Source organism: Dokdonella sp., from assembly GCF_035703485.1.
Taxonomy (GTDB): domain Bacteria; phylum Pseudomonadota; class Gammaproteobacteria; order Xanthomonadales; family Rhodanobacteraceae; genus Dokdonella.
Genome location: NZ_DASSYD010000108.1, coordinates 1 through 25930 on the forward strand (window position 1 = coordinate 1; position 25930 = coordinate 25930).

A 25930-nucleotide genomic window follows, 5' to 3' on the forward strand; every position below is an offset into this window, starting at 1 on the left:
GGCAGGACCAGATCAGGCACGCCGGCCGCACGCAGGGCAACCGGAAATGCCTTCAGCGCCAGGGCCAGGCGCAAGGCCTGATAGTTGGCCAGGGTGCCGCCCGAGGTCAGATGGCCAAATGCGCAATCGGCCTGCAGGGGATCGTGCTTGTAGCCAATCATGCGCGCGAGTTGCAGGCCAACCTGGACTTCCAGATCGACCGTGACCGGCGCCGAATCCTCGCTGACATTGTTCGGGTTGTATGGCAGGGTCAGGATCTGAGCGACCAGTCCGGGCAGCAACAGATCCGAAACCATGTGACCCATATAGCGCGGGCTGTGGAACGGTACTGATTTCTTCAGTGAAGCGGAGAGCTTGTGCAGCTCGCGGCGCATGCGTGATTCGAAATCCAGATAATCCGGATGGCGCGATGCCTCGGTCGAGATCGCGGGCGGATCCTCGGGATGAAAGTTGCGCCGCCAGTAAATGTGGTCACGCAAAAATTCAACGACCAGGCTCTCGAGCAGACCGTCGTTCTCGCCATACGGCCCGAGGAAGCACGCATCGATGCGATGACGGGTCAGCGGTGATTCTGCAGGCATGCGAAAAGTCACTGGTCACGTTGATAGGGAATGCGACCGGAGGCTTGCCGCTGGCATTCAATCCCCAGTCAAAAATCAAGCCACCCATTCGGCCGAAGAGTGTGGGCCGAAGCGCCAGTGGCAGCCTTGATCCAGATCAGAAACACAAAAAAAGGGGACGGAGGAATTATCTGTTTGAATCACGCCGGAAGACGAGACGGCAATTGGGACATTGCCTTCAGCTCCGCTTTTTGATCCAGGCAACGGTCAAGTGCATCCCTGTGGCAGGTCAATTCCCGGGCTCTTGCCTGGCGCGGGCGCAAACCAGCCGATAGATCGGCCAACTGACGGCCAGCATGGCGATAGCCACCAGGCTGTCTTCAGGGTCGCTCCAGATCGAGGCAACCAGAAACACCAGCGATCCAAGCAGGGCCAGGCCCGGCACAAAGGGATACAACGGCACGCGAAACGGTCGCGGTGCATCCGGCGCACGTCGCCGTTGCACGAACAGTGAGACGAACACGAGCACGTAGTTGGCAACGAAAAAGAACGCCAGCATCGCAATCAGACTGTTGAACGTGCCGGTCGCAATCAGAACGAGTGAGACGAGTACTTCGACGACCAGGCCCGGCACCGGCGTGCCGCCGGCATTGACCGTACCCATGATCGGCGGCATCAACCGATCGCGGCTCATCGCATACGGAATGCGCGAGCCGCCGAGGAGCAAGGCATTCACCGAGGCGATCAGGGAAATGATCATGAGCACACGCAGCGCGGTATCGCCGATCGGCCCAAACAAGCGACTCGCTGCGGTTGCCGCGACAAACGGATCGCCGGCCATCGCCTCGATTCCGACCACACGCAGGAAGGCGACGTTGAGGGCAAGGTAGATGAGCATGACCAGAAGCACGCCTCCGATCATCGCGCGCGGAATTTCCCGCCCCGGATTCTTGATTTCCTCACCGAAATAGACCGGTGCGGACCAGCCGTCATAGGTGCTGATCGCCGATTGCAGGGCAACCACGATCGCGGCAATCAGTAGCGCGCCACCGGGGACTTGCACGGCACGCGCCATCGTTTCGACAGGTGCTGCCGGCACAACCATGGCAAACGCCGCAACAGCGAGCGCGATCAGCGCGATTCCCTTCATCGAACTGGTGACCAGTTGCACGGCATTGCCGACTCGAATGCCGCGCCACTGGAACAAGGCGAACACGACAACGACGAACGATCCGGTCAAGGCCTCATGGCCGATCAATGCCGGCACCAGCGGCCCGACGTACTCGCCGAGGACAATCGCGACCGCCGCCATTGTGCCGACAAAACCCAGCCAGTCGGTCCAGCCCGAAACGAATCCGGCGAACGGACCCAGGGCATCGTGGACCATCGGATAGAGGCCGCCCGAACGTGGCCTCAGGGTTGCCAGCTCGGCCATGCTCAGGGCGCCAAGCAACGCGTAACCTGCGCCGAGAACCCAGACCATCAGGAATAGCGATTCAGTCGGCACCTTGGCCGCGACTTCACCGGGCGTGCGCAGGATGCCCATGCCGATGGTCAGACCGACCATGACCGCCAGGCCGAAAGCCAGACCGAGCACCCGCAATAACTTTCCGCCGGCCAGCGCCGACGCTTCCTTCGTTGCTTCCTGCATGCGAGATCTCCCCGAGGTTCGCAGAGTCGATCATGGTCTGCCGATCGGTCAATCCGATCAACTCGCTGGTTGGCACCAAACCAGCGCTCGCTTGACGCCGATCAATGACCCGTCACCGGCGCTTGCCGATGATGAAGTCGCGCAGTCGAGCCTCGGCTGCACGCCCTTTTCATTCAGACTCAAGGAAGCCATCCCATGCTTTTCACTACGGCCGACCCGATCACCCATTCCATGGCCACCGCCATCATGCAGGCCGTGCGCGAACACGACCCGGATGCCCTGATTCGCGCCGAAGCTTCGGGCTATGAAGTTCGGATAGACGGTGACGTCTCGCTCGATCAAGCCAGGGCCGCGTTGCTCCAGGCCGGATTGGACAACGCCGAGCTGCAGGATGACAACAACCTGGTGCACATCCAGGGCAGCCACAGTTGCTGCGGGCAATGCACCTGACCGGCTGTTGAAGTTCTACTCGGGCGGAACGATCCGGCGGCAAAGCGCGCGTCAAAATGCTCACTTACCCGATGTAGACCGCGCTTTTACGGCCCGCTTCGGCTTGCCGCGCACTCGCCTGAGCGATTTTCGACAGCCTGCCGAGCATCCTGGACCGCGAAGGTAGTCCCGGACCTGTTCTGGTCTGATCGAAACTTTCCAACTGGCCCTACACGAATCCACAAATACGTCGCAGGCTCAAGCGTGGTTTGAATGGCCGCGATGCGAACGGACCCGGCTCAAGCGGCAACGTGCTTACTCACCTTTCGCTTCGTGGAGGTTCGTCATGCTCATGCCCAGTCGCTGGATCCTGCTCGCACTCATTCTGCTCTCCGCACAGGTCTCGGCCGCAACCGTGTTCTCGGATGATTTCCAGGATGGAAATTTCAATGGCTGGACGATCGGCGGCTACGGCTCCAGCGCGATCGCCAACCTGTACGGATCGAATTATTCATTGCGCCTGCGCAATTCGCGCACCGCGACCCAGGCAGTTTCCACGGTCGGCTACACCGGCGTTTCCATTTCGACCAGCATCGCCGCCTCGCAACTGGAATGGAACGACACCTGCGTCGCCGAAGTCTCCAGCAATGGCGGCGGCAGTTGGACGGCCATCAACACCGTCGTCGACGGACAGGACAACGGGGTCACCCTGTACACGACCAACGCATCGCCGAGCGGCGTCGACAACAACGCCTCGATGCAACTGCGTCTGCGCTCCGCGGGCAACAGCAACTCGGACTACTGCTATTTCGATGACATCAAGGTGACCGGCACGGCGGGTACGCCACCGCCGCCGAGTTGCGACTACGATTGCCTGCCCGGCACAGGATCAGTGAGCCGCAGCGATCTGAGCTATTCGACGATGCAGACCGCGGCGACCGGCAGTCTCGTCAACCTGTCGGCGTTTGCCGTGCCAGGTAACGCGGCGAATCCCTCAAACACTTTTCAGGGCACGCTCAACTTCAGCGCCGTGCAGCGCGGCTGGGCCAGCATCCGTGACACCGCTGGCTACGCCTCGATCACCAACATCAAAAAGCTTCCGGACTTCAACTACTCGTTTGTCCAGCACGGCAGCCATCTGATTCCAGTCAATCGCGGCCTGCAGATCACCAGCCATACCGTCTGGGAATTGATCCTCGAACCGGGCCGGGTCTGGGACGAGATTTCCGACAACGGCTATTCGCGCGCGGCAATACCATTCGCCTTGCAGGAATACGGCGCCAACTGCACGCACAACGGCGTGTTGAGCTTCCTGTTCAAATCCGACGGCTCGATGTCTTCTGTGGCCTACGAGATCGCCTCGGAAACCTGCAACTACTACCAGTTCAATCTGTACGGTCGACTCAGCGCAAGCTATACGCCATCGACCATCGCCAACGCCGCGGCGATCAAATCGGCCTATGAAACCGAAGTGTCCAACCGCATGCCGACCAAGCCGATCAGTGCGCTGGCCACCGACTATCCGGGCAGCGGCATCACCATCGCGACGATCGGCAGCGAGCAGAGCGCGAGTGCGCGCACGGCCTTCGGCGTCGCCTACAACGGCGTCCACTACACCGGCGCTTGCGAGACTCGCTACGGCACTTATCCGTATTGCGATGTGCTCGATCTGCCCTCCTACTCGGTGGCCAAATCGACCTACGGCGCGTACGGCCTGATGGCTCTGGAGCAACTCTATCCGGGCGTGAAGAACCTGAGTGTCACCAGCCAGGTATCGACTTGCCCGTCATCGCGCTGGAACGATGTGAAGCTCGAAAACCTGCTCGACATGGCTACCGGCAATTACACCGATTCCGGATTCGAGGCCGATGAAGGTTCCACGGCCATGCTCAATGGCTTCTTCCTCGACTATTCCGACAGCGGCATGACCAGCTTCGCCTGCAGCTATCCGCGCAAGGCGACACCCGGTACCAGCTGGGTCTATCACACCTCGGATACTTATCTGCTCGGCCGCGCCATGGATCAATACCTCGGCCAGGACAGCTTCAACTGGATGGTCAACAACGTCTACACGCCGTTGAAACTGAGCCCGACCGCGAAGACCTCGATTCGCACGTTTGATGCGGCCAACCAGCAAGTGACCGGGTTCGGTCTGACCTATCATCGTGACGACATCGTCAAGCTCGCCGAACTCGTCAACAACGCCGGCGGTGCCATCGGCGGCACGCAGAAACTGAAATCCTCGATGGTCAACGAAGTGCTGCAAACCACCAGCTACCACGGCCTCAACGCCGGCAGCGCCTACGATACCTATGACAACGGCTTCTGGATCTGGAAAGCCGATGCCTCACTCGGCTGCAGCAGCAATCTGTATATCCCCTACATGTCCGGCTTCGGCGGCATTTCGGTGGTCCTGCTGCCAAACAACATGGTCTATTACTTCTTCAGCGACAACGCCGAATTCACCTTCAACAACACGGTTGCACAGCTCGACAAGATTGGGGATTTTTGCAACTGACGGGTGATTGACCAACGCTGGCGAGTCTGGGCATGTTGGACTCGTCAGCAGCATCTATTGGTTAGTACAACCTGACCCTCGTTTCGCTCGTTTCGATTACGCTAGCGAGTTCGGGTGCGCATGAACTCACCAGCGATTTCCGTTACATCGAGAGTGCAACCTGTTCCTAGTTTCGCTAGTTTTCGAATACTTTCATTTCGCCTTGGGGCACGGCTGAAGCCCCCCTTGATTTCCGCATATCTCAATGGTTGCCCCGGGACTCTGGCTATTTCCGTTATTGTCCATGCGGTAGTTTCCAGTGCCGGTTGTAACCCAGTTTGCCCAATTTCCAGTAGCAGCATTCACTATGTGAATAGTATTTCCTGGAAGCAGGCTACCCCAATATGTCGTATCAAGAATATCCCGCACATCTTGATCTGCACCATTCATTGGCTCATGTTCACCACTAACAAAGTCGACCCCACCGATGATGGGTCGCGTATTTTCATAGTCCGGGACACATTTTGGTGGGAAATTTATTTCTAAAATGCCTGAGGCCTCCGGGATCGTGCTTTGTATTGACAGACTCGCCGACAGGATCAGACCTTGAAAGCCTGCTGTACACGCCTGGATATAACGTAAGCAGGAATCTCGCGTTCGAATCACGTCGGTCGTCAAAGTAGCGACCAATTACCGCCGCCCGCTTTCCTGTCCACACCGAACCGGACGGCGTTTCCATGCACGCCCGCAAACCGGCGCTAAGATAGCCGCGTAAGGCACGAGCGGAGATGGGGATGTGGAAGCGGGTGATCGGTTATGGGGCGTTGCTGGCGGCGGGGACGCTGGCATTGCAGTGGCTCGACTATCAGCGTCTGGCGCGGATGCATTCGGGCGACATCTACCTGTTTCTGGTCGCAGCCGCTTTTCTGGCTCTGGGCGTTTTCCTCGGCGTGCGAGTCTTTGCCGCGCCGGCGCCGGTCGCATTCGACGGCAACCCGAAGGCGCAAGCTGCGCTCGGCCTTAGCGTGCGGGAACTGGAAGTGCTGCACGAGCTGGCCGCCGGAGGTTCCAACAAGCAGATCGCTGCGCACCTCAATGTTTCGCCGAACACGGTGAAGACCCATGTGGTGCGGCTTTTCGAAAAGCTGGGCGCAAGACGACGCACCGAGGCGATTCGCCGCGCGCGTGAGTTGGGAATCCTGCCCTGAGGTCGATTCATTCGGGTGAATATGCCGAAATCACCCTTTTGGGCGATTGCCGGACAGCGCCGGATCGCGGCCAATGGCGGTACCACCACCACTGGGGAGAAATGCGATGTTTCGGACCATCCTGAAATACGGCGTTATCGCAGGCCTGATCGTCGGCGCGTTCCAGATTGGAATCTTCACCGCATTCGACGGGATGCCGCCACTGACTTTCGGCATGCTGATCGGCTATACGACCATGCTGATCGCTATGAGCGCCGTGTTTGTTGGAATCAAGCAGCACCGCGACGTGGACCGCGGAGGCGTGATCGGATTCTTGCCCGCGTTTGCGGTCGGGCTGGGAGTCAGCTTCATCGCCGGGGTCTTCTATGTGATCGCCTGGGAAGTGGTACAGGCGACGACGCAGATGGATTTCGCCGCCGCCTATGCGCAAGCGATTATCGCCAGCGCAAAGGCCGACGGCGCGAGCGCCGAAGCCCTGGCGACGCTCACTGCCGACATGGAGACATTCAAGGTCCAATACGCCGACCCGCTGATTCGTCTGCCGATGACCTTCGTGGAGATATTCCCGGTTGGCGTGCTGGTATCGATGGTCTCGGCGGGACTTCTGCGCAATAGCCGGTTCCTGCCAGCGCGGCGGGGATGACGATCCAGAGACAAGGGGGACGGTAAGCCTGCGTTGATCCATACGAATTTTCCGTTTGAATCACGGTGATCGCCAATGCACTACCTTGAAGACTTATCCGCCCCTTTTTTCCACACGTCGCGATGCATGGATCAGTCGACTTCAGCGGATCTGATCCGAGTTCAGAACTGGGTTGGCGTGGCATGGTGGAAGGCTCGAATTGGAGGGTGTGCAATCGGCTCGCGCGAATCTGGCCGTGTCAGTAGTCGCAGGTATTGGCAGTAAAATGCCCACTGGCCACGGCGTCCTTTTGTGCCAGTTTCGCAATTTTCATTTTCGTGTTGAAATGAGCGCGTGGTTTTCCAGACGGGTGCGCGCCATGAAACGGGTATCGATCGCCTCTATTGTTGTGCTTGCGATTGCCAGCAATCCTGTTTCGGCGCAATCGAATGAGCGTTCATCCGCCGAGATATTCGCGCGCCCCGTCGCAATTGAACGCCAGGCACTCGTTACCCACCTGCCGATCACACTACGCAACGGGAAACTGCATATCGCGGCGATCGTGGACGGTCAAACGAGCGAGTTCCTGTTCGATACCGGCTCCCCTACAGTCCTTGCAAAACAGTTCGCAGACACCCTCGGTCTGAAGGTGATCGGGCAGAACGTAGGCGTCGACTCGCACGGTAATCAGGTGACCATGAAAATCGCCATCGTGGATCGACTGTCACTCGGCGATTTCACCTTCCGTCAAGTGCCGGTGCTGATCCACGACTTTTCAGGGACCGACATGGGGCAGTGCCTGATTGGCAACGGTTTGATCGGGTCGGAGATTTTCCCTGCCAGTGTCTGGCGAATCGATACTCAAGCGAAAAAGCTGTCGATCGCCGCAAACACTGGCGAGCTTCCCTCGCCAAGGGGAAAGTCGCTGCATACCAAGCTTTACGATGTGGGCTATCCACATGCACCGATCATCGACTATTCTGTTGGCGATCTTGCTGACAAGGCGATGTTCGATACCGGCAACAACGCCAATATCTCCTTTTTCCACAAGATCGTTGATACCCCAACCTTCAAGCGGGCCGTCGTGCCGGGAACAGTGGCCCACGGAGAGGGCTATGAAGGTGAATCCGCCGGTGGCCTGAGCAAAATTGGGCCTTTGACGCATTTTGAGGTCAGCGGGGTTTCTTTTTCATCCGACAAGCTGGATGCCACCGAGTCGATTGTCAGAGCCATGCCTCCGACGCTATTCGGCGCTGGATTATTGCAAACGTATATCGTGACGCTCGACTATCCCGGGGGTCGAATGCTGCTGGAAAAACGAAGCGAAGCCGACGCGATACAGCCCGATCCCGGCTACGGTATTTCGATAGTTGACGGTCGTGCGGTGATCTCAAGACTGTTTGCCAAATCAGCAGCTGAAAGCGCTGGACTCAAACTGGGCGACCACGTGATAGAGGCACAGGGCCATTCGCTTACCCAACTGGATGGGCTGGCGTACTGTGAGACCGTGAAATGGCTGGTTCAGGAATTCAAATCGCGCGAAGCCGCCGAACTGGTGATCCAGCGAAAGGATGGAACCCACCGATTCAGCATTCCGGCAATCGATTGAGGTTTTGCCCGCGGGCCACTGCAGCAGAACGGCCGGCGGCACAACTTCCTCAAAGCCGCTGAAAGCGGGCGGCGGGGTCCAACTTCGTTGCACAAACGATTGTGCTGACTGCGTGAGAAAGATGGGACGGAGGAATTTCGCATTCGAATCACGCCGCTTGACGACGCACAATCCTGAAAAAAACCTCCATTTCCGCTTTCACTTTCTCCGGCGGATCCAACTGTCGGCACGCCAACTCAGGCGGGCTTCACCGGTGACACAAAGCCGCTCGGTTTCACCGCAAGTACGGAACATTGCAATTGTTCGAGAACGGCTTCGGCGGTATTGCCGATGAGCAGACCTGCGATGCCTGTGCGGGCGACTGTACCCATGACCACCAGATCCGCCTGCAACTCCCTGGCGGTTTCGGGTATGGCTGTCGCGGCGGCGCCTCGACGCAGATGGAATTGGGGCGAGAGGTAGTTGCTGGCGTCTTCACCGACGCGCTCGACCAGTTGTTGGCGCAGGCCGTCATAGGCGCTTTCATGACTGGAACGCACGCCCTTTACGTACTCGGCGCTGGCCACCTGCGGGTTGTTGGCCCAAATGCGTACCATCGCTTCGCTCGGCGCATCCCAGACGTGCACCACATGCAGCGCGGCAAAATCCGAGAACGCGAGAGAGCCGGCCAATCCAAGGATCTGCCGGTTGAGGTCCTGCTCGACGGCATCTGGCATATCCGGATTGAAATCGACAGCGGCGAGAATGTTCTGGTACTTGGATTTTTCCCCCGCCCGCGCCAACCAGACCGGGCACGGACAATTGCGCAGCAACTGCATGTCGTCGCTACCGAACAGGCGTTCGATAAAACCCGGATTCTCGGCCGGCTTGATCAGCAAGTCGTGTTTGTTGCGTAGTACGAAGCGGATAACTTCGAGAAAGGTTCTGCCTACCAGTACCTCAACCTGGATGTTCAGTCGTTTTGCATGCGGCTCGATCAACGCCTCAAGTTTCTTGCGCCGTTCGTCAACCGTGGCCGACTGCAGATCGCGGGATGTCGGGCCGCCACTCGGCATGCCGATGCCCGCGGTGAGAGAGGGAACCACATCGATAACGGTCAAGTCCGCCTGGTTGTTTTCCGCCAGCGACACGGCGCGCATGATCGAGGCTTCCTCGGCAACGGTGCTTTCGGATACGTAGAGAATATTCTTGAATAGATTCATTCCGATTGACCTCTGTTGTTCATGGGCCGGTGCTGTACTCGCGGCTTGCGTGATCGATGAAGCATCTCATGATTTGCCTGATTCATTATCCAGCACAGGCTGGTAATCCCGGTCTCGCACATCCTGAACCATCACCTCGATCTCATCGCTGGCGACATTGAGTATTTTCAACGCGGTGGCGCCGAGACGCAGACTTGATTCTATGGTTTCGGGATAGGCGTGGACGGCACCGGCAGCCAGCAAGCGGGTACTGGTTTCAAGATCGCGGGCGCGCACGATCACCGGCACCTGCGGACAGGTTCTCTTGATATAGGACATCGCGGCCAGGGCGGTGTCCGGATTGTCCACGGCGATCACGACCAAGGCCGCCCTTTCCACATGAATCGCAGACAGCAATCCCGGATCAGCGATGTCGCCGAACCAGACCGCATGGTGATCCGCCGACCCCTGCGATACCCGCTTCGGATCAGTATCAAATGCGACAAAGGGAACGCCACTTGCGTGCAATAGCACGGCGATGGTGTGGCCCACGCGACCGTAGCCACCGATGACCACATGATGCTCCGCAGACTCTGGCAATTCCGCCGTATCGGTGGTCGTTGGTTCCGGTGCCTTGACCAGCCAGCCGGCGATCGTGCCATTGAAGCGAATCAGCAGCGCACCAGCAATCATCGACAGCAGCACCGAACTGATCGCAATCTGCCCCAGTTGCATGTCGATCACGCTGGAATCCAGCGCGATGGCGATCAGGGCGAGGCCGAATTCGCCACCCACACTCAACATCAGACCCGTTCGCCAGCGCATCCGTGCATCGACGCCAGCCTTGCCGACCAGACCGGCGACGATCAGCGTCTTGCTGGTGACGATAAGCAGCGCACCGAGTACGACCCAGTGCCAGATGGGCGGTATCGCCAATGGATTGAAACGCATGCCGATACCGATAAAAAACAGACCCAGCAAGACATCCCGAAACGGACTCATGCTGGATTCCACCTGGTGCCTGAACTCGGTGTCGCCGAGCATCATTCCGGCAAGAAAACCGCCGAATGCCAGCGACAGGCCGAGGCTGTTGGTGACCCAGGCGGCGAGCAAGGCGACCAGCAGCACGGCCAGGGTGAACATCTCCAGCGATCTGCGTTTGGTCACCAGATAGAACAACGGCCGCAGCAACCAACGTCCGGCAAAAAAGACCAGGGCAAAGGCGAATACGGCCTTGGCCAGCGCCAGACCCAGGCTACCGGCCAGCGCGCCTGCTGTGACTGACAGTCCCAACACCGGTATGACCACCAGAAACGGAACCGCGGTGACATCCTGAAAGACCGACATGGCGAGACCGAGGCGACCATGCTGGGTGTTTTCCTCGCCCTGCTCGCTGAGCAGGCTGGCGATAATCGTCGTGGACGATTGCGCGAAGGCGGCGCCGAACACGAAGGCGGCGGCAACCGGCAGGCCGGCGAGCCACATCACCAGGCCAACGACACAGGTGGTAAACGCCACCTGCCCGGTGCCCAGGCCGAGAACCTGGTCGCGCAGTGCATGCAGCCTGGGCAGTGAGAAGTTCAGACCGATGGTGAAGAGCAGAAACACGACACCGAATTCGGCGAGGCTTTCCAGCCCCGGCATCGATACAACCGGCCCGATCGTGTGTGGGCCAAGAATCATTCCGACCAGCAGATATCCGAGGCTGGTCGGAATGTGCAAGCGCTGGAAGACAACCACCACGGCAATCGCCACGGCCAGCAGCAAGATGATTTGAAGGAGATATTCCATCAGGGCCCTGATCCACTCCGAAGGCGGCGCGTTGGATGAAACCAGTCGATCTGCGCTGGCTTCAGGTGTATCAAACTGGCTGACAGAAGGACACCTCCACGAGAGAGATTGCTACGCGCATGCCAGCGACAATTGAATCGCGCTGATTCAATGAGTGATGCCTATTGATGCCGATTGGCCATGTCGCCCTTTGTCCATTCGCGCAGACAATCGAAGACGCTGGCCACGCGGCTGCGAGTCATTCTACGCCGCGATGCGCTCAATCCGATTGACGGCATTGCCGAGTACCCGGTGCGCCTCTTCGAGATCGTAGTCGGCCTGCAGTCCAAGCCAGAATCGCTCGCTGGTACCGAGTGCGGCTGCGAGGCGCACGGCGGTGTCAGCACTTACGCCGCGCTTGCCAAGTACGATTTCGTTGATGCGTCGCGGCGGCACCTCGGCTGCGCGAGCGAGCGCGTTCTGGCTGATCTCCAGGGGCTTGAGGAACTCTTCAAGCAGAATCTCACCTGGATGGATGTTGGGTAATTTCTTCATGGTCAACTCCTGGATTCAGTGGTAGTCGACGATTTCCACGTCATGGGCGTCATTGCCACTCCAGCGAAAGCAAATACGCCATTGGTCATTGATGCGAATACCGTATTGGCCTTTTCGGACGCCTTTCAACGCCTCCAACCGATTAGCCGAAGGAATTCGCAAGTCATTCAAATTTGCCGCGTTGTTGAGCATTCGCAACTTGCGACGAGCGACTGACTGGATGTTTGCGGGCAATCGGCGCGAGGGCGTTCCGCCCCAGATTTTTTCTGATTCGCGGTTGGAGAAATTTGCTATCACGCCCATATCATAACGCTATGCGTTATATAACGCAATACGTTATGAGCAAAATGGGGACGGAGGAATTATCTGTTTGAAACGCGCCGATTCGCGACGCACGGCCCGAAAATGCCTCCATCCCCTTTTCTCCCTTTTCTCCGATTGGTGATGAAGGTTTCTGGAGCTTGCCCCCGTCGCATTGCTTCGCTTTTTTTTAGGCATTGGTGATTCCCGCCTTGCCAGGCATCAGTTGAAAGCATCCCTCCAGTTCGCCCACCAGCGTTTTGGCGGGGTTGGAATGCGCTGCCACCAGGCATTGATCGCGTCGTGGTCTCCGGCCACCCATGCGGCGTGATGGGAAGCATCATCTGCGGATGCGCCGAGGGCGCGGGCGAGGCGCGGGTACAGGGCCGTTGCGGCCAGTTTCGGATAGCGCGTGAGCAGACTCAGGGCGGTGAACGCATCTGCGTCCTCAAGCTTCGCAGCGACATCGCTGGCTGCTTGCAAGGTCTCGGTGGAGTTTTCGCCGGATTCCGCCAGCGCGATTTCGAGAGTGCCGACAGCTCCCTGCAATGCGGGTCCAGCGCCGCGCCGAATTGGCGTCGACACCTGTTGTGGATCAAAGTGAACCTCGAAACCGGCCGGAACAAGGATCTGCCTGTCGGCGGCTTCGTAGGCAATCCAGCCGCTGTGCACGTAGACGCGGCCGTGGCCATCAGCCTGTTTCCAGAGATCAAAATCACAGCCCAGGTCGACAACTTCGGCAGCCCCGCTTGCAACACCGAAATAGCCTGGTGGTGCCCAGATTCGCGCGCGCAGATGGCCATGGGCGAGACTGACGCGGTGTCGGCCCGCACGTGTTTCGACCAGGCGCAATGTCGAGTCGGGTGACAAGCGAACGCTGCCGATGCGCGCGACGGTGATCGTCGCGGTCTGCCCAGCAGTCGTGGTCACGCTGTTTCCGGGCGCAATCGTCAGCGCTTCCGGATGTCCGCCGGTCTCGGCCGTCGTTGCCTGCCAGGCGCGGCCGTCTTGCCACGCCAGTCGGTATTGCAACCACGCAGGGATCGAAAGCGCCAACAGGATTCCGGCCGCCAGCGCCGGCAGCCAGCGGCGCAGCGATGCACGTCTGCTGACCCGCGGCTTTGCCGCCAAATTCAGCGTTGTCGGGCGAAGTCGGTAGCTGGCCAGCAAGTTTTCCATGCGACGCAACTCGGCATCGGCCGGCTGGCTCGGATCCCAGAGCGGATCATGATCGTGGTTCATTGCGCTCCTCCATTCTGGTTGCCGGATCGATGATGCCGAGCGTCTCGCGCAACTTGTGCATGCCACGATGCAGATTTACCCGGACGGAGGCGGGGGTGAGTCCGCTCAACTCGGCAATCTCCAATCCGCTCAAGCCCTCGACGAGTCGCCACATCAGGGTTTCGCGATAAGCCGTTGGCAACCCGCTGATCGCGCACAGAAGCGCCTCGGCCTCGGCCTTGTCATCGGGTCGACAGTCGGTGGCTTCGATCTCGGGAGCGGCATCAAGGAGGACTTCGCGAGACGATTCCGTGGGCCGAACGCGCCGTGCAATCGTCGCTATCCAGGGCCCGAACTTGTGCTCGTCGGCCAACTGGTCGATCCGCGCGAACGCGATCAGGAAACACTCCTGGGTCAGCTCGTCGGCTTGGGCCGGGCGAAATCGGCCAAGCAGGATGCCATGCACGAGCGGAGCAAACCTTCGATGCAGCCAGTTGAAAGCCTGTTGCGAATCCTTGCGCGCTTCGCCGACCCATCGACCGATATCCAGGGCATCTGGCGCGTCGTGCCGGTTGTTCGGCTGATCCGGTTTGTCTGGCGGGTTCACGGCTCTTCGCAGGTCTCAGGAAACGGTAGGCACCAAGTCGACGCAATACCTGCAAACTGATGCCTCAGGCAGCCCAGCTTCGAGACTCAGCGTTTTTCCTCCATCAGTCCAACCAGATTGCCATCCGGGTCGCGTACGAACCCGATCCACAATTCATGATCCGGCATCTTTGCCGCAAGCTGTGGAGTGCGCTCATCGCTGGCACCGCGCTTCACAAGCGCCGCATGCGTGGCAACAATGTCCACAACCGCGAAATAGAGAATCGAATTGTGGCCAACGCGTCCACCGCCTTGTGGCGTGCTCAGCATCAGGCGCACGCCATCGGCATCCAGGAAGGCCAGGTCGGGGCCTGCACTGAAGAGAAAAGTCAGGCCGAGAACGTCACGATAGAACGCGAGTGCGGTCTCGACATTGCTGACCGTGATCGCGATCTGACGGATTGCGGAAAGCCGGGGACTGTCGTTCATGCGCATGCTTCCTGATTGAATTGAAGGACCCCTTGCAGGAGGGGAGTTTGGCGGCAGTGGTTAACAATGCGGCTGGTGAACGCGTCTTGATGGTGAGCCTACACCGGAGACGACGATGATGATTCGCATTCTTTGCCTTGCCCTGCTCTGCCTGGTGATTTCGCCGCCATCGCCAGCCGCCCTGCCGCGCTGGGATGCCGTACCGGCCATTGATGTCATGCATCTTCAAGGCGCTTACGCGGGTCGCGTGATCTGCCCGATGTGTCAACACGGTTATGACGCCGGGATTCTTGTCTTTATGCCGTCCACCGTCTCACCCGCGCTGGCCAGCCTGACCGCCCGAACCCTGCGCCGCGCGGCAGCGAAAATTCGCGATGATCGATTTCGCACGTTTGTTGTCGTGACCGGCAGCCCACCCTCTGGTGCCTTGCTCGACGCGGTCAGAAGTACGGATCGCGAGTGGTATGTGGCACATCTGGATTCGGCGGCGTTGGCCGGGGCGTCACGGGATTTCGCAATCGATCTGCAGAAAAATGCCCATGCGCTGGTGTTCTCCCAACGCCGCCGGCTGTGGGCGTTCGATCCGCTCGACGAACCCCGCCGGTGGGAAATACCGCTGCAAGACCACGCGCGTTACGCCATGCAGTTTCTGCAGTCAAACTATCCGCAAGCCAGCGCGTCGGGTGATCCCGATTCGTCCAGGGGTCGACTTTGGCTGGCCCCGGGCCGACTGTCGTCCACGCTCTCGCTTGCACAGACCTCGAAGCGCCAGCCGCTTAAGGCCTGCTTCGCCGACGCGGCGGATGACGAAATGGCCCATGGACTGCTGCTCGCCGTGCATGCGCGGGATCGTTCGGCATCCCGGCGTGTGCATTGGGCGAGTAGCGATCGGAACGGGTGCATTTCGCTGAGCGGGATCGACCAGCTTGGGTCACTTCGTATTGAGGTATTCGAGCCACTGCATGCCGCATGGACGGCATCGATCGATCTCGCCGACGCGAAAGACACTGACCATGTCGATGTCCGTCCACAACAGATTGCTGCGGACGCGGTAACCGGCAATGAACCGGTCAGCGTGGCCTGCGAAGGTTGCGAAGCCGTGTTCATCGGTTTGCCGAGCGTGCTTTCAAGCTCGGCCCGGATCGCACCGGCGAACGAGCCCGGCGAGCCTTTGCTGGTCAGCGGCATTGTCAGAAACAAGGCCGGATTGCCGCAAACGGGGGTGGTTGTCTACGCCTACCAGACCGATGCAAGAGGCCACTATCCACGCGACCCCCGTCTCACTGGCGCTGCGGCAAACCACGGCCGCCTGCGCGCGTGGGCACGAACCGACAACGCCGGCCGCTACGCTTTCCAGACAATCCGGCCCGGCGCCTATCCCGGTCGAACCAGCCCGCAGCACATTCACATGCATGTCATCGAGCCCGGACGATGCACCTACTACGTTGGCGACCTGATGTTCACGGACGATCCGCGGCTGACTGACGAGATCAGGAAACGCAACATCGCCGCATTCGGTGGCAGCGGCATCGGACAGGCGCACGGGGACGCTCACAGCGGCTGGCGCGCCAGCCGCGATATCGTGCTGGGACTCAACCTGCCAGCCTATGAAACGTGCCAAAGTCAGGGGCGATAGTTTTCCGCACTACTGGTTGCATGGTTCGGCGTGGCCAGTCAAATCTGCTGGCCCGCGGAAGCCACGCGCAGCGGCAGGTTCATTTTCCAGACAGTGGGTGGCATGCCGCGCGGCAGCAAACCCTCGCCCCGGCGCCACCGGTCCATTGAAACCAATGTGTCTCCGGCTTGATCACCCTTGCCCGGGAAAAATCCCCGCGTGCGGAATTTTCCGCGGAAACCTGGCTGACGCAAGCCGGATCAGCTGTTGCAATAAGCGCCGAGTCTGGCCAGCTCGATCGCCGGTTTGGCGAAGTCGATCGAGGGCAGTTCGCCATCGTCGGCGGCGCTGTACCAGATGGCGCCGTTGGGCAGCATGACGACGAGGATGCCGCCAAAGCCTGACATGAACGGAATCCATGTGGGCTTGTCGCAGCCAAGTTCCTTTTCCAGATTGCGTGCCCAGAAGCTGTGCTGGTAGCGAAATTTCTTCAGATGTGCCGCTTGCAAGCCACGCTGTTGCGGATCGCGTTGCATGGCTTGATCGAGCAGGGTCGGATCGAGCAATTGCCGGCCGTTGATCGCGCCTTGGTCCGGACCGATGAACTGGCCGAGTTTGGCGATGTCATCGGCGTGCAGGAACAGGCCCCAGCCGAAGAACGGCTGCGCGGCGTCGTCATAGGTGCGCCGCGTGGTTCGCGCGGTTGGACTCAGTTTGAGCGGCGCGTAGATATCGGCATCAAGCACATCGCTGAAAATGTCCTGGCCCTTGCGGCCGGGTTGCTGCTTGAGCAGATTGTTGAGGGCGACGCCGAGCAGGTAGGTGTCGGTGGTGTGGTAGACCCAGGTCTTGCCGGCTGCGCTTACGCGCGGATAGGCCTCGCAACTGAAGGCAAGTTTGTGCGCGTAGTCCTCAGGATTGAAGAAGTGGACGATCTTCTCCGCATCCTCATCGGCCATGTAGGTGGCCGAGTCGTAGTGACCGGTATCCATGTCGAGCAGGTTGAGCAGATAGACTTGCTGCCACGCCTCGGTCCGGCAGCCGGTCGCGGGCACGTACGGGCTCATCGGTTGCTTCGCCGTGCCCGGATACAGCTTCTCCATGCGCATCAGGGCGACGCCTGCAACCGCTGACTTGGCCACCGAATACGAAGGCACATCGAGCACGTCGCAATACGGATAGTCGCCGTGCCGGGTCGGACATCGGGAAACGTAGTGGATGCCCTGGTAGACCACACCGTGGCGGGTGCGCGAACGGGTCGGCGCGGTGATCAAGTTTGCAACATCGAATCCATCGAACTCGCTGGCCAACGCCGACAACGGTTTCGTCGGCAGCCGCGCGGCGACTTCGCCCTCGTACGCCGCGACAAGGGCATCGGCGTTCGCCACCGGCTGCGGCGTGTAGCGTGCTTTCAGCCAACCCCACATGTCACGTTGCAGGTACAGGCAGGTCTCGCTGCTGATCTGCATGGCGGCGCGATCGATGATCCTGGTGTCATTGAACAGGATCATCAGCACGCCGTTGTGCGCGCAATTGGAATTCTTCTGGGTCAGCGCGAACGGAATCGCTGCGCGCGTATAGCCCTGATCGCCGGGCTCATCCCAGACCCGTCCGGGTTCGAGGATGACTTCCCACCAGGCATGGCTGCTGCGGATCGGGCCGCGCTTTTGCGGGATCAGCACATCACCGTGCTGGACGAAGGCGTAGTCGAAATCATCGATCCAGGACTTCGAAGCGGCGATTCCTGCACGGGTCAGATAGTCCTTGTCGGCAACCAGAGTGCGCAGCGACGGCTTGCCGCTGAGTTGCAGACGCCCCTCGAAACGATGCGTCGGCGGCCTCGCGTCAGCGCCGGGTGCGTAGGCGGAAAGATCCACGCTGCTGCGGTACTTGCCCGAAGCCATGGTCTTGTAGTCGAGCGCATCGCGCGCCAGTGCCGGCGTGGCGATGACGACGGCAACGATGATGGCTAGCAAGCGAACGATCATTTCAAACCTCGCCGATGCAGACGTACTTGAGCTCGGTGTAGTCGTCCAATCCGTATTTGGAACCTTCGCGACCGGTACCGGATTGCTTGATGCCGCCGAATGGCGCGACCTCGGTCGAGATGATGCCGGTGTTGACGCCGATGATGCCGCACTCCAGCGCTTCGGCGACGCGCCAGCTGCGCGCCAGATCGCGCGTGTAGAAATAGCCGGCGAGGCCGAACTCGGTGGCGTTGGCCAGGGCAATGACTTCTTCCTCGGATTCGAAACGGAACAGCGGCGCGACCGGCCCGAAAGTTTCCTCGCGCGCAATCAACATGTCGGTATTCACCTCGGCCAGCAGGGTTGGTTCGTAGAAATTTCCACCGAGGGCATGGCGCTTGCCGCCGCTGAGTACACGTGCGCCCTTGGCAAGCGCATCGGCGACATGTTCCTCGACCTTGGCCAGCGCCTTGTCGTCGATCAGCGGGCCTTGCTCGGTGACGCCCTTGAGGCCGTCGCCAATGCGCAGCTTCGAGACCGCCGTGGCGAGCTTCTCTGCAAAAGCGTCATAGATGCCCGCCTGTACGAACAGGCGGTTGGCGCAGACGCAGGTCTGCCCGGTATTGCGGTACTTGCTGGCGATCGCGCCTTCGACAGCAGCATCGAGATCGGCATCGTCGAAGACGATAAACGGTGCATTGCCGCCGAGTTCCAGCGACACGCGCTTCATGCCCTCGGCGCATTGCGCCATCAGCTTCTTGCCGACCGCGGTCGAGCCGGTGAAGCTGAGTTTGCGCACGTCGGGATGCGCGGTCATGGCCTTGCCGATATCGGTCGAGGACTTGCCGGTGACGATATTGACCACGCCCGCCGGAACCCCCGCACGCTCGGCAATGACGCCGAAGGCCAGTGCCGAAAACGGTGTCTGCAAGGCCGGCTTGCAAACCACGGTGCAGCCGGCGGCGAGCGCCGGGCCGATCTTGCGCGCGAGCATCGCCGAGGGGAAATTCCACGGCGTGATCATGCTCACCACGCCGATCGGCTGGCGCAGAACCATGATGCGCTTGTCGGTCGCATGACCCGGGATGACATCACCGTACATGCGCTTGGCTTCCTCACCAAACCATTCGAGGAAGCTCGCCGAGTAGGCGATCTCGCCCTTGGCTTCGGCCAGCGGTTTGCCTTGTTCGGCAGTGAGGATGCGGGCCAGGTCATCCTGGTGTTCGAGCATCAGCTCGTACATGCGACGCAGAATGTGAGCGCGCTCTTTCGCCGTCTTCTTTGCCCATGCGGGCAAGGCGGACTGCGCGGCATCGATCGCCGCGTTGGTTTCATTGGCGCCGAGATCAGGCACGGTGCCGAGGTTCTCGCCGCTGGCCGGATTGCTCACCGCACAGGACTTGCCGTCTGCCTGGTCGAGCCATCGCCCGTTGATCAGGCATTGCGTGCGCAGAAGGTCGGTGTCCTTGAGACCGGGAATCGAAGAATGACTCATGTTGCAGGCTCCAGTTGATCGACCTGGCGCGCGGCCGCGAACGCGGCAAGGGATGACAGCGCGAGCGCGGCCATGGCGACCCAGATCAGCAAATCGAAATTGTCCTCACCCAACAGCAGGCCGGCGACCAACGGCCCCGAGGCGAGACCACATTTTGAGACGAAACCGCCGAGCGCGGCCAGGCGGCCCGTCGGATCGAGACGTGAAATCATGCCGAACAAATACGGCACGACGAACGACCAGGTGATCGCCGTGCCGACGTTGGCAACCATGAAGATCGGCTGGCTTTCGCTCCAGAAAAATCCGGCGGTGCCGGCGAAGGTCAGCAGGAAGGCGGCGATCAACGGCCGCAATCGACCGAAGCGCGTGCCCATGAAGATGACCAGCCCGGCGCCGGCCGCGCCAATCCAGGTTGCCCAGCCGAGTGCCTGGCCGATGAAGTCACGGGTCAGATGCGCATGTTCGCCGAGGCGGATGATGAAAGCGGCCAGGGCCATGTTGCCGGCCTGGAACAGGAACAGCGCGAGCAGCGACAGGATTACCGTGAGCTTGCGATAGCTGGCTGGAATCGCTTCGAGTTCGGCCCGGCTGCGGTTCTTGCACAGGCGTTTCGGAATCGCCAGCATCGATACCAATGCAATCGCGGTCAGGGTCGCGAGCACGAAAAACAGGATCTGTGCGCCGTACAGCGGCACCAGCAGTGGCAGATACATCACGCCGAGTCCGCCAAGGCCGAACTGCAACACGAGCAGTACGCCGAAGGCACGGTCTGGCGAATTCAGCCGCGCCATCACCGAATAGGCGATGCCGACGCTCAAGCCACCAATGAGGCCATGCACCGCGCGCACGGCGATCAGCACGGTCGGATCGCGGATCACGGTCGAAGCCAGATCGATGGCCATGAGCAGGCTGAACAGGATCACCAGTGCCGGACGCCATTCGACCCGGCGCACGACAAACACCGCACACAATGCACCGACGCTGGCACCGTAGATGTTCGCCGAACCGACCATGCCGGCCTGTGCATTGCTGAAGTCGAGACCGGTGATCAGGCCATCGACGATCGCCGCCATGATGTTGATGTAGAAGAAACCAGCGGTGGCAAGCAGGGCGAACAGGAGGTAAAGCCAGAAGCCGTCAATGGCGAGGGCGGGGGTTGCTTCGATGACAGGTTGTGCAGGCGTTTCGCTCACGGCGTGGCTCCGTTGTCCGGATGTTCGATGGCCACGCCAGCCGCCTCGAAGGCAGCGCGAAGTGGAACGAGTTCATTTTCGTAGCGCCGCCACAAGGCGACTGAAGAGGTGTAGATCGGCTGGCGCACCTGGGCCGCACTCGCGGTCAGCGAAGGCTCGGGATTGCGTTCAAAGGCCAGGCATTCGTCCTGCCAGGGCACACCGACGAAATCGACCAGGCGGCGGCTGACACCTTCCTGATCAGCAACCAGATCCTCGTAGGAGAGTTCAAGAAACTGCGCTGCGGGCAGCACCTTTTTCCAATGCTTCATCAGGCGATCGTAGGCAATCCAGTAGCGGGCCAGATCGCCGAGATCGTAGGAAAACGGATAGGCCATGCGAAACAGCGTCTTGTACATCGCATAGCAGGCATCCATCGGATTGCGCCGCAGATGGATGATGCGCGCGTTGGGCAAGGCCGCGGCGATGATGCCGAGATAGAGAAAATTGACCGGCGTCTTGTCGATCAGGCGTTGCTCCGGGCCGTCGCCGAGATTGGCGCAATAGGCTTGTCCGAGGTCGGCGAAGTCGAGCGTCGTCGAGCGCTGCACCAGTTCGGCCTTGTTGGCGACCTTGCCGGCCTGCCTGACCAAGGCCATGACCAGATCACTGGTCTCGCCGCGACTGCGGATGGTCGAATGCGAACTCAGGATGCGATCAACCAGGGTCGTGCCACTGCGCGGCAGACCGACAATGAACAGCGGCCGCGCGTCGTCATGACCGCGATGCTCGCGGGCGAAAAACGCGCCATCGAAAGCGGCGGCGATCAGCTGCATCGTTTCGAGATCATCCTCGACCCGATAGCGCAGATGCCGACGTCGCGTATCGGCGGCCTCTTTCAACGCCGCAAACGAGCGTGGGTATTCACGCAGATCTTCGAGTTCCTTGGCCAGTGCATAGCCCAGTGCAACCCTGGGCGCCGTGCCGGCGGGGGTTTTTCCCAGCTGCGCTTCGATCGCCTGCACATGATGGTGTTCGGACGTCTGTTTGCGCAGCGTCGCGCGGTTGTACCAGGCATCGGCATCGTCAGGCTTCAGGGCGATCACGCGGTCGAGCGCCGCCTCGGCCGCAACCAGCCGACCGAGCGCGATCAACGAGGTCGCATGGTTGTAGATGAATTGCGCGTTGTCCGGCTGCTGTTTGAGCGCACGCGCATGGCAGCCCTCGGCCTCGACGTGCAAACCAAGCATCGTGTAGCGCTGGGCGACATCCTGCAGCAGGCGCGGAGGATGCGCGTCAGCGTCCGCCGCAAGTTGATCGAGGATTTCAAGACCTTCGTCGCGCAGACCCTGTTCAAGCAACAGGTCGATCAGCAACATGCGTGAAGCCGGATGCTTCACCGCCAGCGACTGCGCATGTCTGGCCACATCAAGCGCTTCGCCAGCACGACCCTGCAAACGCAGCGCGTGGCCGAGCAAAACCTGCGCATCGTGGTGTTCCGGACTGGCCAGAAGGAGAGCCCGAGCAGCGTTCTCCGCGGCTCGGGATTCCCCCTTGCCGAGCATCGCTTCGATTCTCTCAAGCGCGAGCCCGACATCCTGCAAAGGCATGTTCAAATCCTGTTGTCCATGCCTTCCCCCGGATTCCTCAGAAACGGTAGCTGGCGGTGACGCCAACGGTACGCGGCAATGTGACCAGCGCTTTCGAGCCGTTGCCGTAGTAATTCTGCTCGGGTGAGGTACCCATATACAAGTCAGTATAAATGCCGTTGACGGCATCGACGTTGCCGATATTCTTGATCCACAGTGTGGCATCCCAACTATCGCGGGCGTAGGTCATCGATGCGTTGAGGATGGTAAAACCACTGAGCGTGGTATCGAATCTCGGACTCAGGCTCAGCGCGTTGCGCATGCTCGACTGGTTGTAGATGTCGCCGCGGAACGTCAACCAGCCGTCGGCCAGTGGAAAACCATAGCTCGCGTTCGCATTGATCCGATGCTTCGGTGCGCCGGGCAATTGATCACCCTTGAAGCCGACCTGATAAGCACCATCGACGGCGAACGTATCAGCCTCCAACTGGGCATCGGTATAGGTGTAGCCGAGACCGTAGCTGAAGCCGTCACCGATTCCTCCCGCCAGCTCAAGCTCGATACCCCGGGTGCTTGCCTTTTCCGCATTCTGCACGGCAAAGAAGCCCCAGTTGGTGGTCGATGAGTTGATCTGCGGATCCTTCCAGTCGACATAGAACACGTTGGCGTTGTAGGTCATGCGTCCGACCGCACCCTTCAAACCCAGCTCGTAATTGCGCACGGTATCGGATTGGTAGGTGGTCCAGGCCGGGTCCTCGGCGAAGTTGCCTGTCGTTGGTGTGCCGTTGGTGCCACCACGGCGATAGCCTTCTGAAACGGTGGCGTAAAGCTGATTGCTCGGTGCGAAGCTCCACGACACATTGCCCTTGAACAAGGTACCGGAGTCGTCCTGGGTGCCCTTCGAGGTCGAGCTGTCAACAACGCCTGAGTAGAGCCCGGTGGTCTGGAACACATTGGTCGTCGAATCGTCATTGAAATAGCGCATGCCGCCGGTGAACTGGACCGTGTCCGTGGCATGCCAGGTCAATTCGCCGTAGAACGCGGTTTCCTTGAAACGCTCTTTCTGCCGATACAGGTAGTCCTGATCACTGATCACGGCATCGGCGAAAGCCGGATAAGCGGCATCCCACCACTGCTTGAAGCCGCGCAACAGGCTGTCTTGCGAGCTGTTGCGCTTCTGGTTCTGATAGTAGGCGCCGAGCACATAGTCGAAGCGCTCGCCGTTGTTCGAGGCGAGGCGGAATTCCTGGGTGAAGGCGCTGTCGCCGTAGGTGCGCACGGCCGAGGCCATGGGGCGCGGATAGTTGTAGTAGAACGCGGCCAGCCAACCGTTCTGCGCGTAGAATCCGGTGTTCTCGCTGGTGATGTCGCCAACGTGATTGTAGTCCGCGGTACTTGAAGTCAGCGTGGCGAAGCCGAGATCGATATTTGCCTCGAGGCTGGTCAGATTGACATGACGATCCGCTGGTTCAAGCTGGATCGAGCCGACTTCCAGATCCTGATAGGGCACACCGTAACCATCGGTGCCGAGCGAAGTGCCCCGGCGACCGCCAAAACGGTCGGCCTGGGCCATGTAGCTCAAGGTCATGTCAAACGTTTCACTCGGACGCCACAACAGCGAGGCGCGACCATAGGATTGCTTGACGAAATCGGCATCCTTCTTGCTGCGATAGCTCGCATCGGTATCGAGAATGCCGGACGGCGCAACGGGCGTGCCCTGATCGTCGAGCACATAGATTTGACGGTAGTCAGTGACACCCGGGAAATCATTGATCGTGGTATTCAAACGCAAGGCCATTGTCTCGGCCAGTGGAATGTTCAGTGTTGCCGACGCCGAGCTGCTGATACTGTCGGAATGCTTGACGCTCGACCCGCTCAAGCTGACCCGACCACTGAATCCACCCAGCTCCGGCTTGCGCAAGATGAAGCGCACTGCGCCGCCAAGCGCACCGGATCCGTACAAGGTGCCCTGCGGGCCACGCAGTACCTCGACGCGCTCGATGTCGGAGAGCAGAAAGTTGGCGAACAGCGGCGTGTCGTCGACATAGGTCGCTACGGTCGATGCAGCCGAGACGGCGTAGTCACCGAGTGCCGAGCTGTCGACATTGAGACCGCGGATACGAATGCCACTGACCACGCTTGAGTTGCGTGCGCCGCGATCGATCACGCCGACACCGGGAACGCTGCGCATCAACTCGGCGGTATCGAGGATATTGGATGACTCGATGGTGTCGCCGGAGACCGCGCTGATGTTGTATGGCACGCTGAGAATGTCTTCCTCACGACCCTGCGCGGTCACCGTGACCGGGGCGAGCTGGGTGGTGTTTCTGTCCTTCTCGGAATTTTCGTCTTGCGCGAAAACCAGGCCGGGCATCACCAGGGCAGTCGCGATGGCGACGGCGAGCAAGGTGTGACGGGTGCCGCGATCTTGCGCGGCGGTGTTGCGATTGCGATGGGCATTCATGCTGGCGGTTCCCCGTGTTTAAGGCGCGTGGTTGAAGAAGTAGGGTTCGGAGTCAGAGACGTCCGGGCAGCTCAAGCTTGCCGAGACTTTCGAGCGCTACGGAGGGCGCACGTGCTGCGGCGTAGGCGGGATAGACGACCGGATTGTCACGGAAGCTTTTCAATGGCTGACCAAGACCCTGCCAGCCGCGTTCGCGGCAACGACGCAGATAGTCGAGATCGACTTCGAACGGCATGATTTCGCGGCCAATACCGGCCTGATAGATGATCTCGCCGCCCGGTCCGCAGATCACCGATTGACCGACGCCGAGATTGCCGGCGACATTGATATCGACGAAATAGCACTGGTTGATCAGGGCACTGGCGCGGGCAATCGAGATTTCGGGTTCGCGGTCGATCGTATTGGTCATGGTCGGGTGCAGGATGACTTCGGCACCGAGGCTGATCAGTGATCGTGTCGTCTCCGGAAACCACATGTCGTAGCAGATCGAGATGCCGAAGCGACCGACATCGGGCACGTCGAAGACGACGAACTCATTGCCCGGCGCGATGCTGGCTTCATACGGCAGGAACGGAAAGATCTTGCGATAGCGGGCAATTACCTCGCCCTGCGGATTGATCACCGGCGTCGTGTTGAAGATCGCGCCATCACGATTCTCGTAGAGCGATCCCGGAATGATCCACAGCGAGTGCTCGACCGCCGCGCGACACAGGCGCGCTTCGGCATCGGGCATGCATTTGGCAAACTCGGTGTTTGCGCCATAGCCGCACAGCTCACCGGCGACCACCATGCTCACCCACGGGAAGCGCTTGGCGACTGCGGCGATCTCGGCGATCATCTGATCGATGTTGTCGCCGGGTGCATAGGCGAGCTGCAAGCCTGCAATACCGAATGGGTGGGTGCGGCGGCTCGCCGTGTGGGCGCTGGATGGATCGGCCAAGATAGACTCCG

20 protein-coding genes and 1 pseudogene are annotated in these 25930 nt (G+C 60.2%); 6 read left to right on the forward strand and 15 right to left on the reverse strand.

Going from position 1 to position 25930, the window contains the following annotated elements; genetic code table 11:
• Both VFN25_RS08100 and VFN25_RS08105 read right to left on the reverse strand, forming a co-directional pair.
• Window positions 1-581 (reverse strand): annotated as a pseudogene (locus tag VFN25_RS08100) (pyridoxal-dependent decarboxylase); the annotation flags it as partial.
• A gap of 268 nt (window positions 582-849) precedes the next feature.
• Window positions 850-2211: an APC family permease gene (locus tag VFN25_RS08105; protein ID WP_325140654.1), complete on the reverse strand. Its 1362-nt coding sequence runs from the start codon at window positions 2209-2211 to the stop codon at window positions 850-852.
• Between the two features lie 195 nt (window positions 2212-2406).
• On the opposite strand from VFN25_RS08105, the gene VFN25_RS08110 reads away from it, so the two are divergent.
• The 5 genes from VFN25_RS08110 to VFN25_RS08130 all read left to right on the forward strand — a co-directional run bounded on the left by VFN25_RS08110 (window position 2407) and on the right by VFN25_RS08130 (window position 8576).
• On the forward strand, window positions 2407-2661 hold the full coding sequence (locus VFN25_RS08110) for a hypothetical protein (protein WP_325140656.1): 255 nt from the start codon (window positions 2407-2409) through the stop codon (window positions 2659-2661).
• Between the two features lie 325 nt (window positions 2662-2986).
• Window positions 2987-5158: a hypothetical protein gene (locus VFN25_RS08115; RefSeq protein ID WP_325140658.1), complete on the forward strand. Its 2172-nt coding sequence runs from the start codon at window positions 2987-2989 to the stop codon at window positions 5156-5158.
• A 773-nt stretch (window positions 5159-5931) separates the two neighbouring features.
• The gene (locus VFN25_RS08120; RefSeq protein WP_325140659.1) at window positions 5932-6345 is read left to right on the forward strand and encodes a response regulator transcription factor; all 414 of its coding nucleotides are present in this window, start codon (window positions 5932-5934) and stop codon (window positions 6343-6345) included.
• A gap of 46 nt (window positions 6346-6391) precedes the next feature.
• A complete protein-coding gene (locus VFN25_RS08125) occupies window positions 6392-6988 on the forward strand; it encodes a DUF4199 domain-containing protein (RefSeq protein WP_325140661.1) in 597 nt (198 codons plus the stop codon).
• Between the two features lie 235 nt (window positions 6989-7223).
• Window positions 7224-8576 carry an aspartyl protease family protein gene (locus tag VFN25_RS08130; protein ID WP_325140663.1) on the forward strand — a complete coding sequence of 451 codons (1353 nt, stop codon included), beginning with the start codon at window positions 7224-7226 and terminating at the stop codon, window positions 8574-8576.
• A gap of 236 nt (window positions 8577-8812) precedes the next feature.
• Here the strand turns inward: VFN25_RS08130 and VFN25_RS08135 are convergent, their stop codons facing one another.
• The 7 genes from VFN25_RS08135 to VFN25_RS08165 all read right to left on the reverse strand — a co-directional run bounded on the left by VFN25_RS08135 (window position 8813) and on the right by VFN25_RS08165 (window position 14677).
• Entirely contained in the window at window positions 8813-9778 is a 966-nt protein-coding gene (locus VFN25_RS08135; RefSeq protein ID WP_325140665.1) for a universal stress protein, read from the reverse strand.
• A gap of 66 nt (window positions 9779-9844) precedes the next feature.
• Entirely contained in the window at window positions 9845-11548 is a 1704-nt protein-coding gene (locus tag VFN25_RS08140) for a cation:proton antiporter (RefSeq protein ID WP_325140667.1), read from the reverse strand.
• A 243-nt stretch (window positions 11549-11791) separates the two neighbouring features.
• Complete coding sequence (locus VFN25_RS08145; RefSeq protein WP_325140669.1) at window positions 11792-12082, reverse strand: HigA family addiction module antitoxin; 291 nt, start codon at window positions 12080-12082, stop codon at window positions 11792-11794.
• Window positions 12083-12097: 15 nt separating this feature from the next.
• Window positions 12098-12385, reverse strand: coding sequence for a type II toxin-antitoxin system RelE/ParE family toxin (locus VFN25_RS08150; protein WP_414648903.1), 288 nt, complete (start codon window positions 12383-12385; stop codon window positions 12098-12100).
• A 219-nt stretch (window positions 12386-12604) separates the two neighbouring features.
• Window positions 12605-13624 (reverse strand): FecR domain-containing protein, encoded by a 1020-nt coding sequence (locus VFN25_RS08155; RefSeq protein WP_325140671.1) that lies wholly within the window; start codon window positions 13622-13624, stop codon window positions 12605-12607.
• Window positions 13608-14210, reverse strand: a complete 603-nt coding sequence (locus VFN25_RS08160) for a sigma-70 family RNA polymerase sigma factor (protein WP_325140673.1) — start codon at window positions 14208-14210, stop codon at window positions 13608-13610. Before VFN25_RS08160 ends, VFN25_RS08155 begins: the two co-directional genes overlap by 17 nt.
• 86 nt (window positions 14211-14296) lie before the next feature.
• Window positions 14297-14677 carry a VOC family protein gene (locus VFN25_RS08165; protein ID WP_325140675.1) on the reverse strand — a complete coding sequence of 127 codons (381 nt, stop codon included), beginning with the start codon at window positions 14675-14677 and terminating at the stop codon, window positions 14297-14299.
• 115 nt (window positions 14678-14792) lie between these two features.
• Here VFN25_RS08165 and VFN25_RS08170 point away from each other — a divergent pair, with 115 nt between their 5' ends.
• Entirely contained in the window at window positions 14793-16313 is a 1521-nt protein-coding gene (locus tag VFN25_RS08170; RefSeq protein WP_325140677.1) for a hypothetical protein, read from the forward strand.
• Between the two features lie 239 nt (window positions 16314-16552).
• On the opposite strand, the gene VFN25_RS08175 is transcribed toward VFN25_RS08170, so the two are convergent.
• Genes VFN25_RS08175 through VFN25_RS08200 form a run of 6 tightly spaced genes read right to left on the reverse strand, consistent with a single transcriptional unit; the run spans window position 16553 to window position 25919 of the window.
• Window positions 16553-18280: a serine hydrolase gene (locus VFN25_RS08175; RefSeq protein ID WP_325140679.1), complete on the reverse strand. Its 1728-nt coding sequence runs from the start codon at window positions 18278-18280 to the stop codon at window positions 16553-16555.
• Between the two features lies 1 nt (window position 18281).
• Window positions 18282-19754, reverse strand: a complete 1473-nt coding sequence (locus VFN25_RS08180) for an NAD-dependent succinate-semialdehyde dehydrogenase (protein WP_325140681.1) — start codon at window positions 19752-19754, stop codon at window positions 18282-18284.
• Window positions 19751-20947 carry an MFS transporter gene (locus VFN25_RS08185; protein ID WP_325140683.1) on the reverse strand — a complete coding sequence of 399 codons (1197 nt, stop codon included), beginning with the start codon at window positions 20945-20947 and terminating at the stop codon, window positions 19751-19753. The genes VFN25_RS08180 and VFN25_RS08185 overlap by 4 nt, the downstream gene beginning before the upstream one ends.
• Window positions 20944-22536, reverse strand: a complete 1593-nt coding sequence (locus VFN25_RS08190) for a tetratricopeptide repeat-containing sulfotransferase family protein (protein ID WP_325140686.1) — start codon at window positions 22534-22536, stop codon at window positions 20944-20946. Before VFN25_RS08190 ends, VFN25_RS08185 begins: the two co-directional genes overlap by 4 nt.
• Window positions 22537-22573: 37 nt before the next feature.
• Window positions 22574-24979, reverse strand: a complete 2406-nt coding sequence (locus VFN25_RS08195) for a TonB-dependent receptor (RefSeq protein ID WP_325140688.1) — start codon at window positions 24977-24979, stop codon at window positions 22574-22576.
• A gap of 52 nt (window positions 24980-25031) precedes the next feature.
• Entirely contained in the window at window positions 25032-25919 is an 888-nt protein-coding gene (locus VFN25_RS08200; protein ID WP_325140690.1) for a carbon-nitrogen hydrolase family protein, read from the reverse strand.
• Window positions 25920-25930 lie beyond the last annotated feature (11 nt).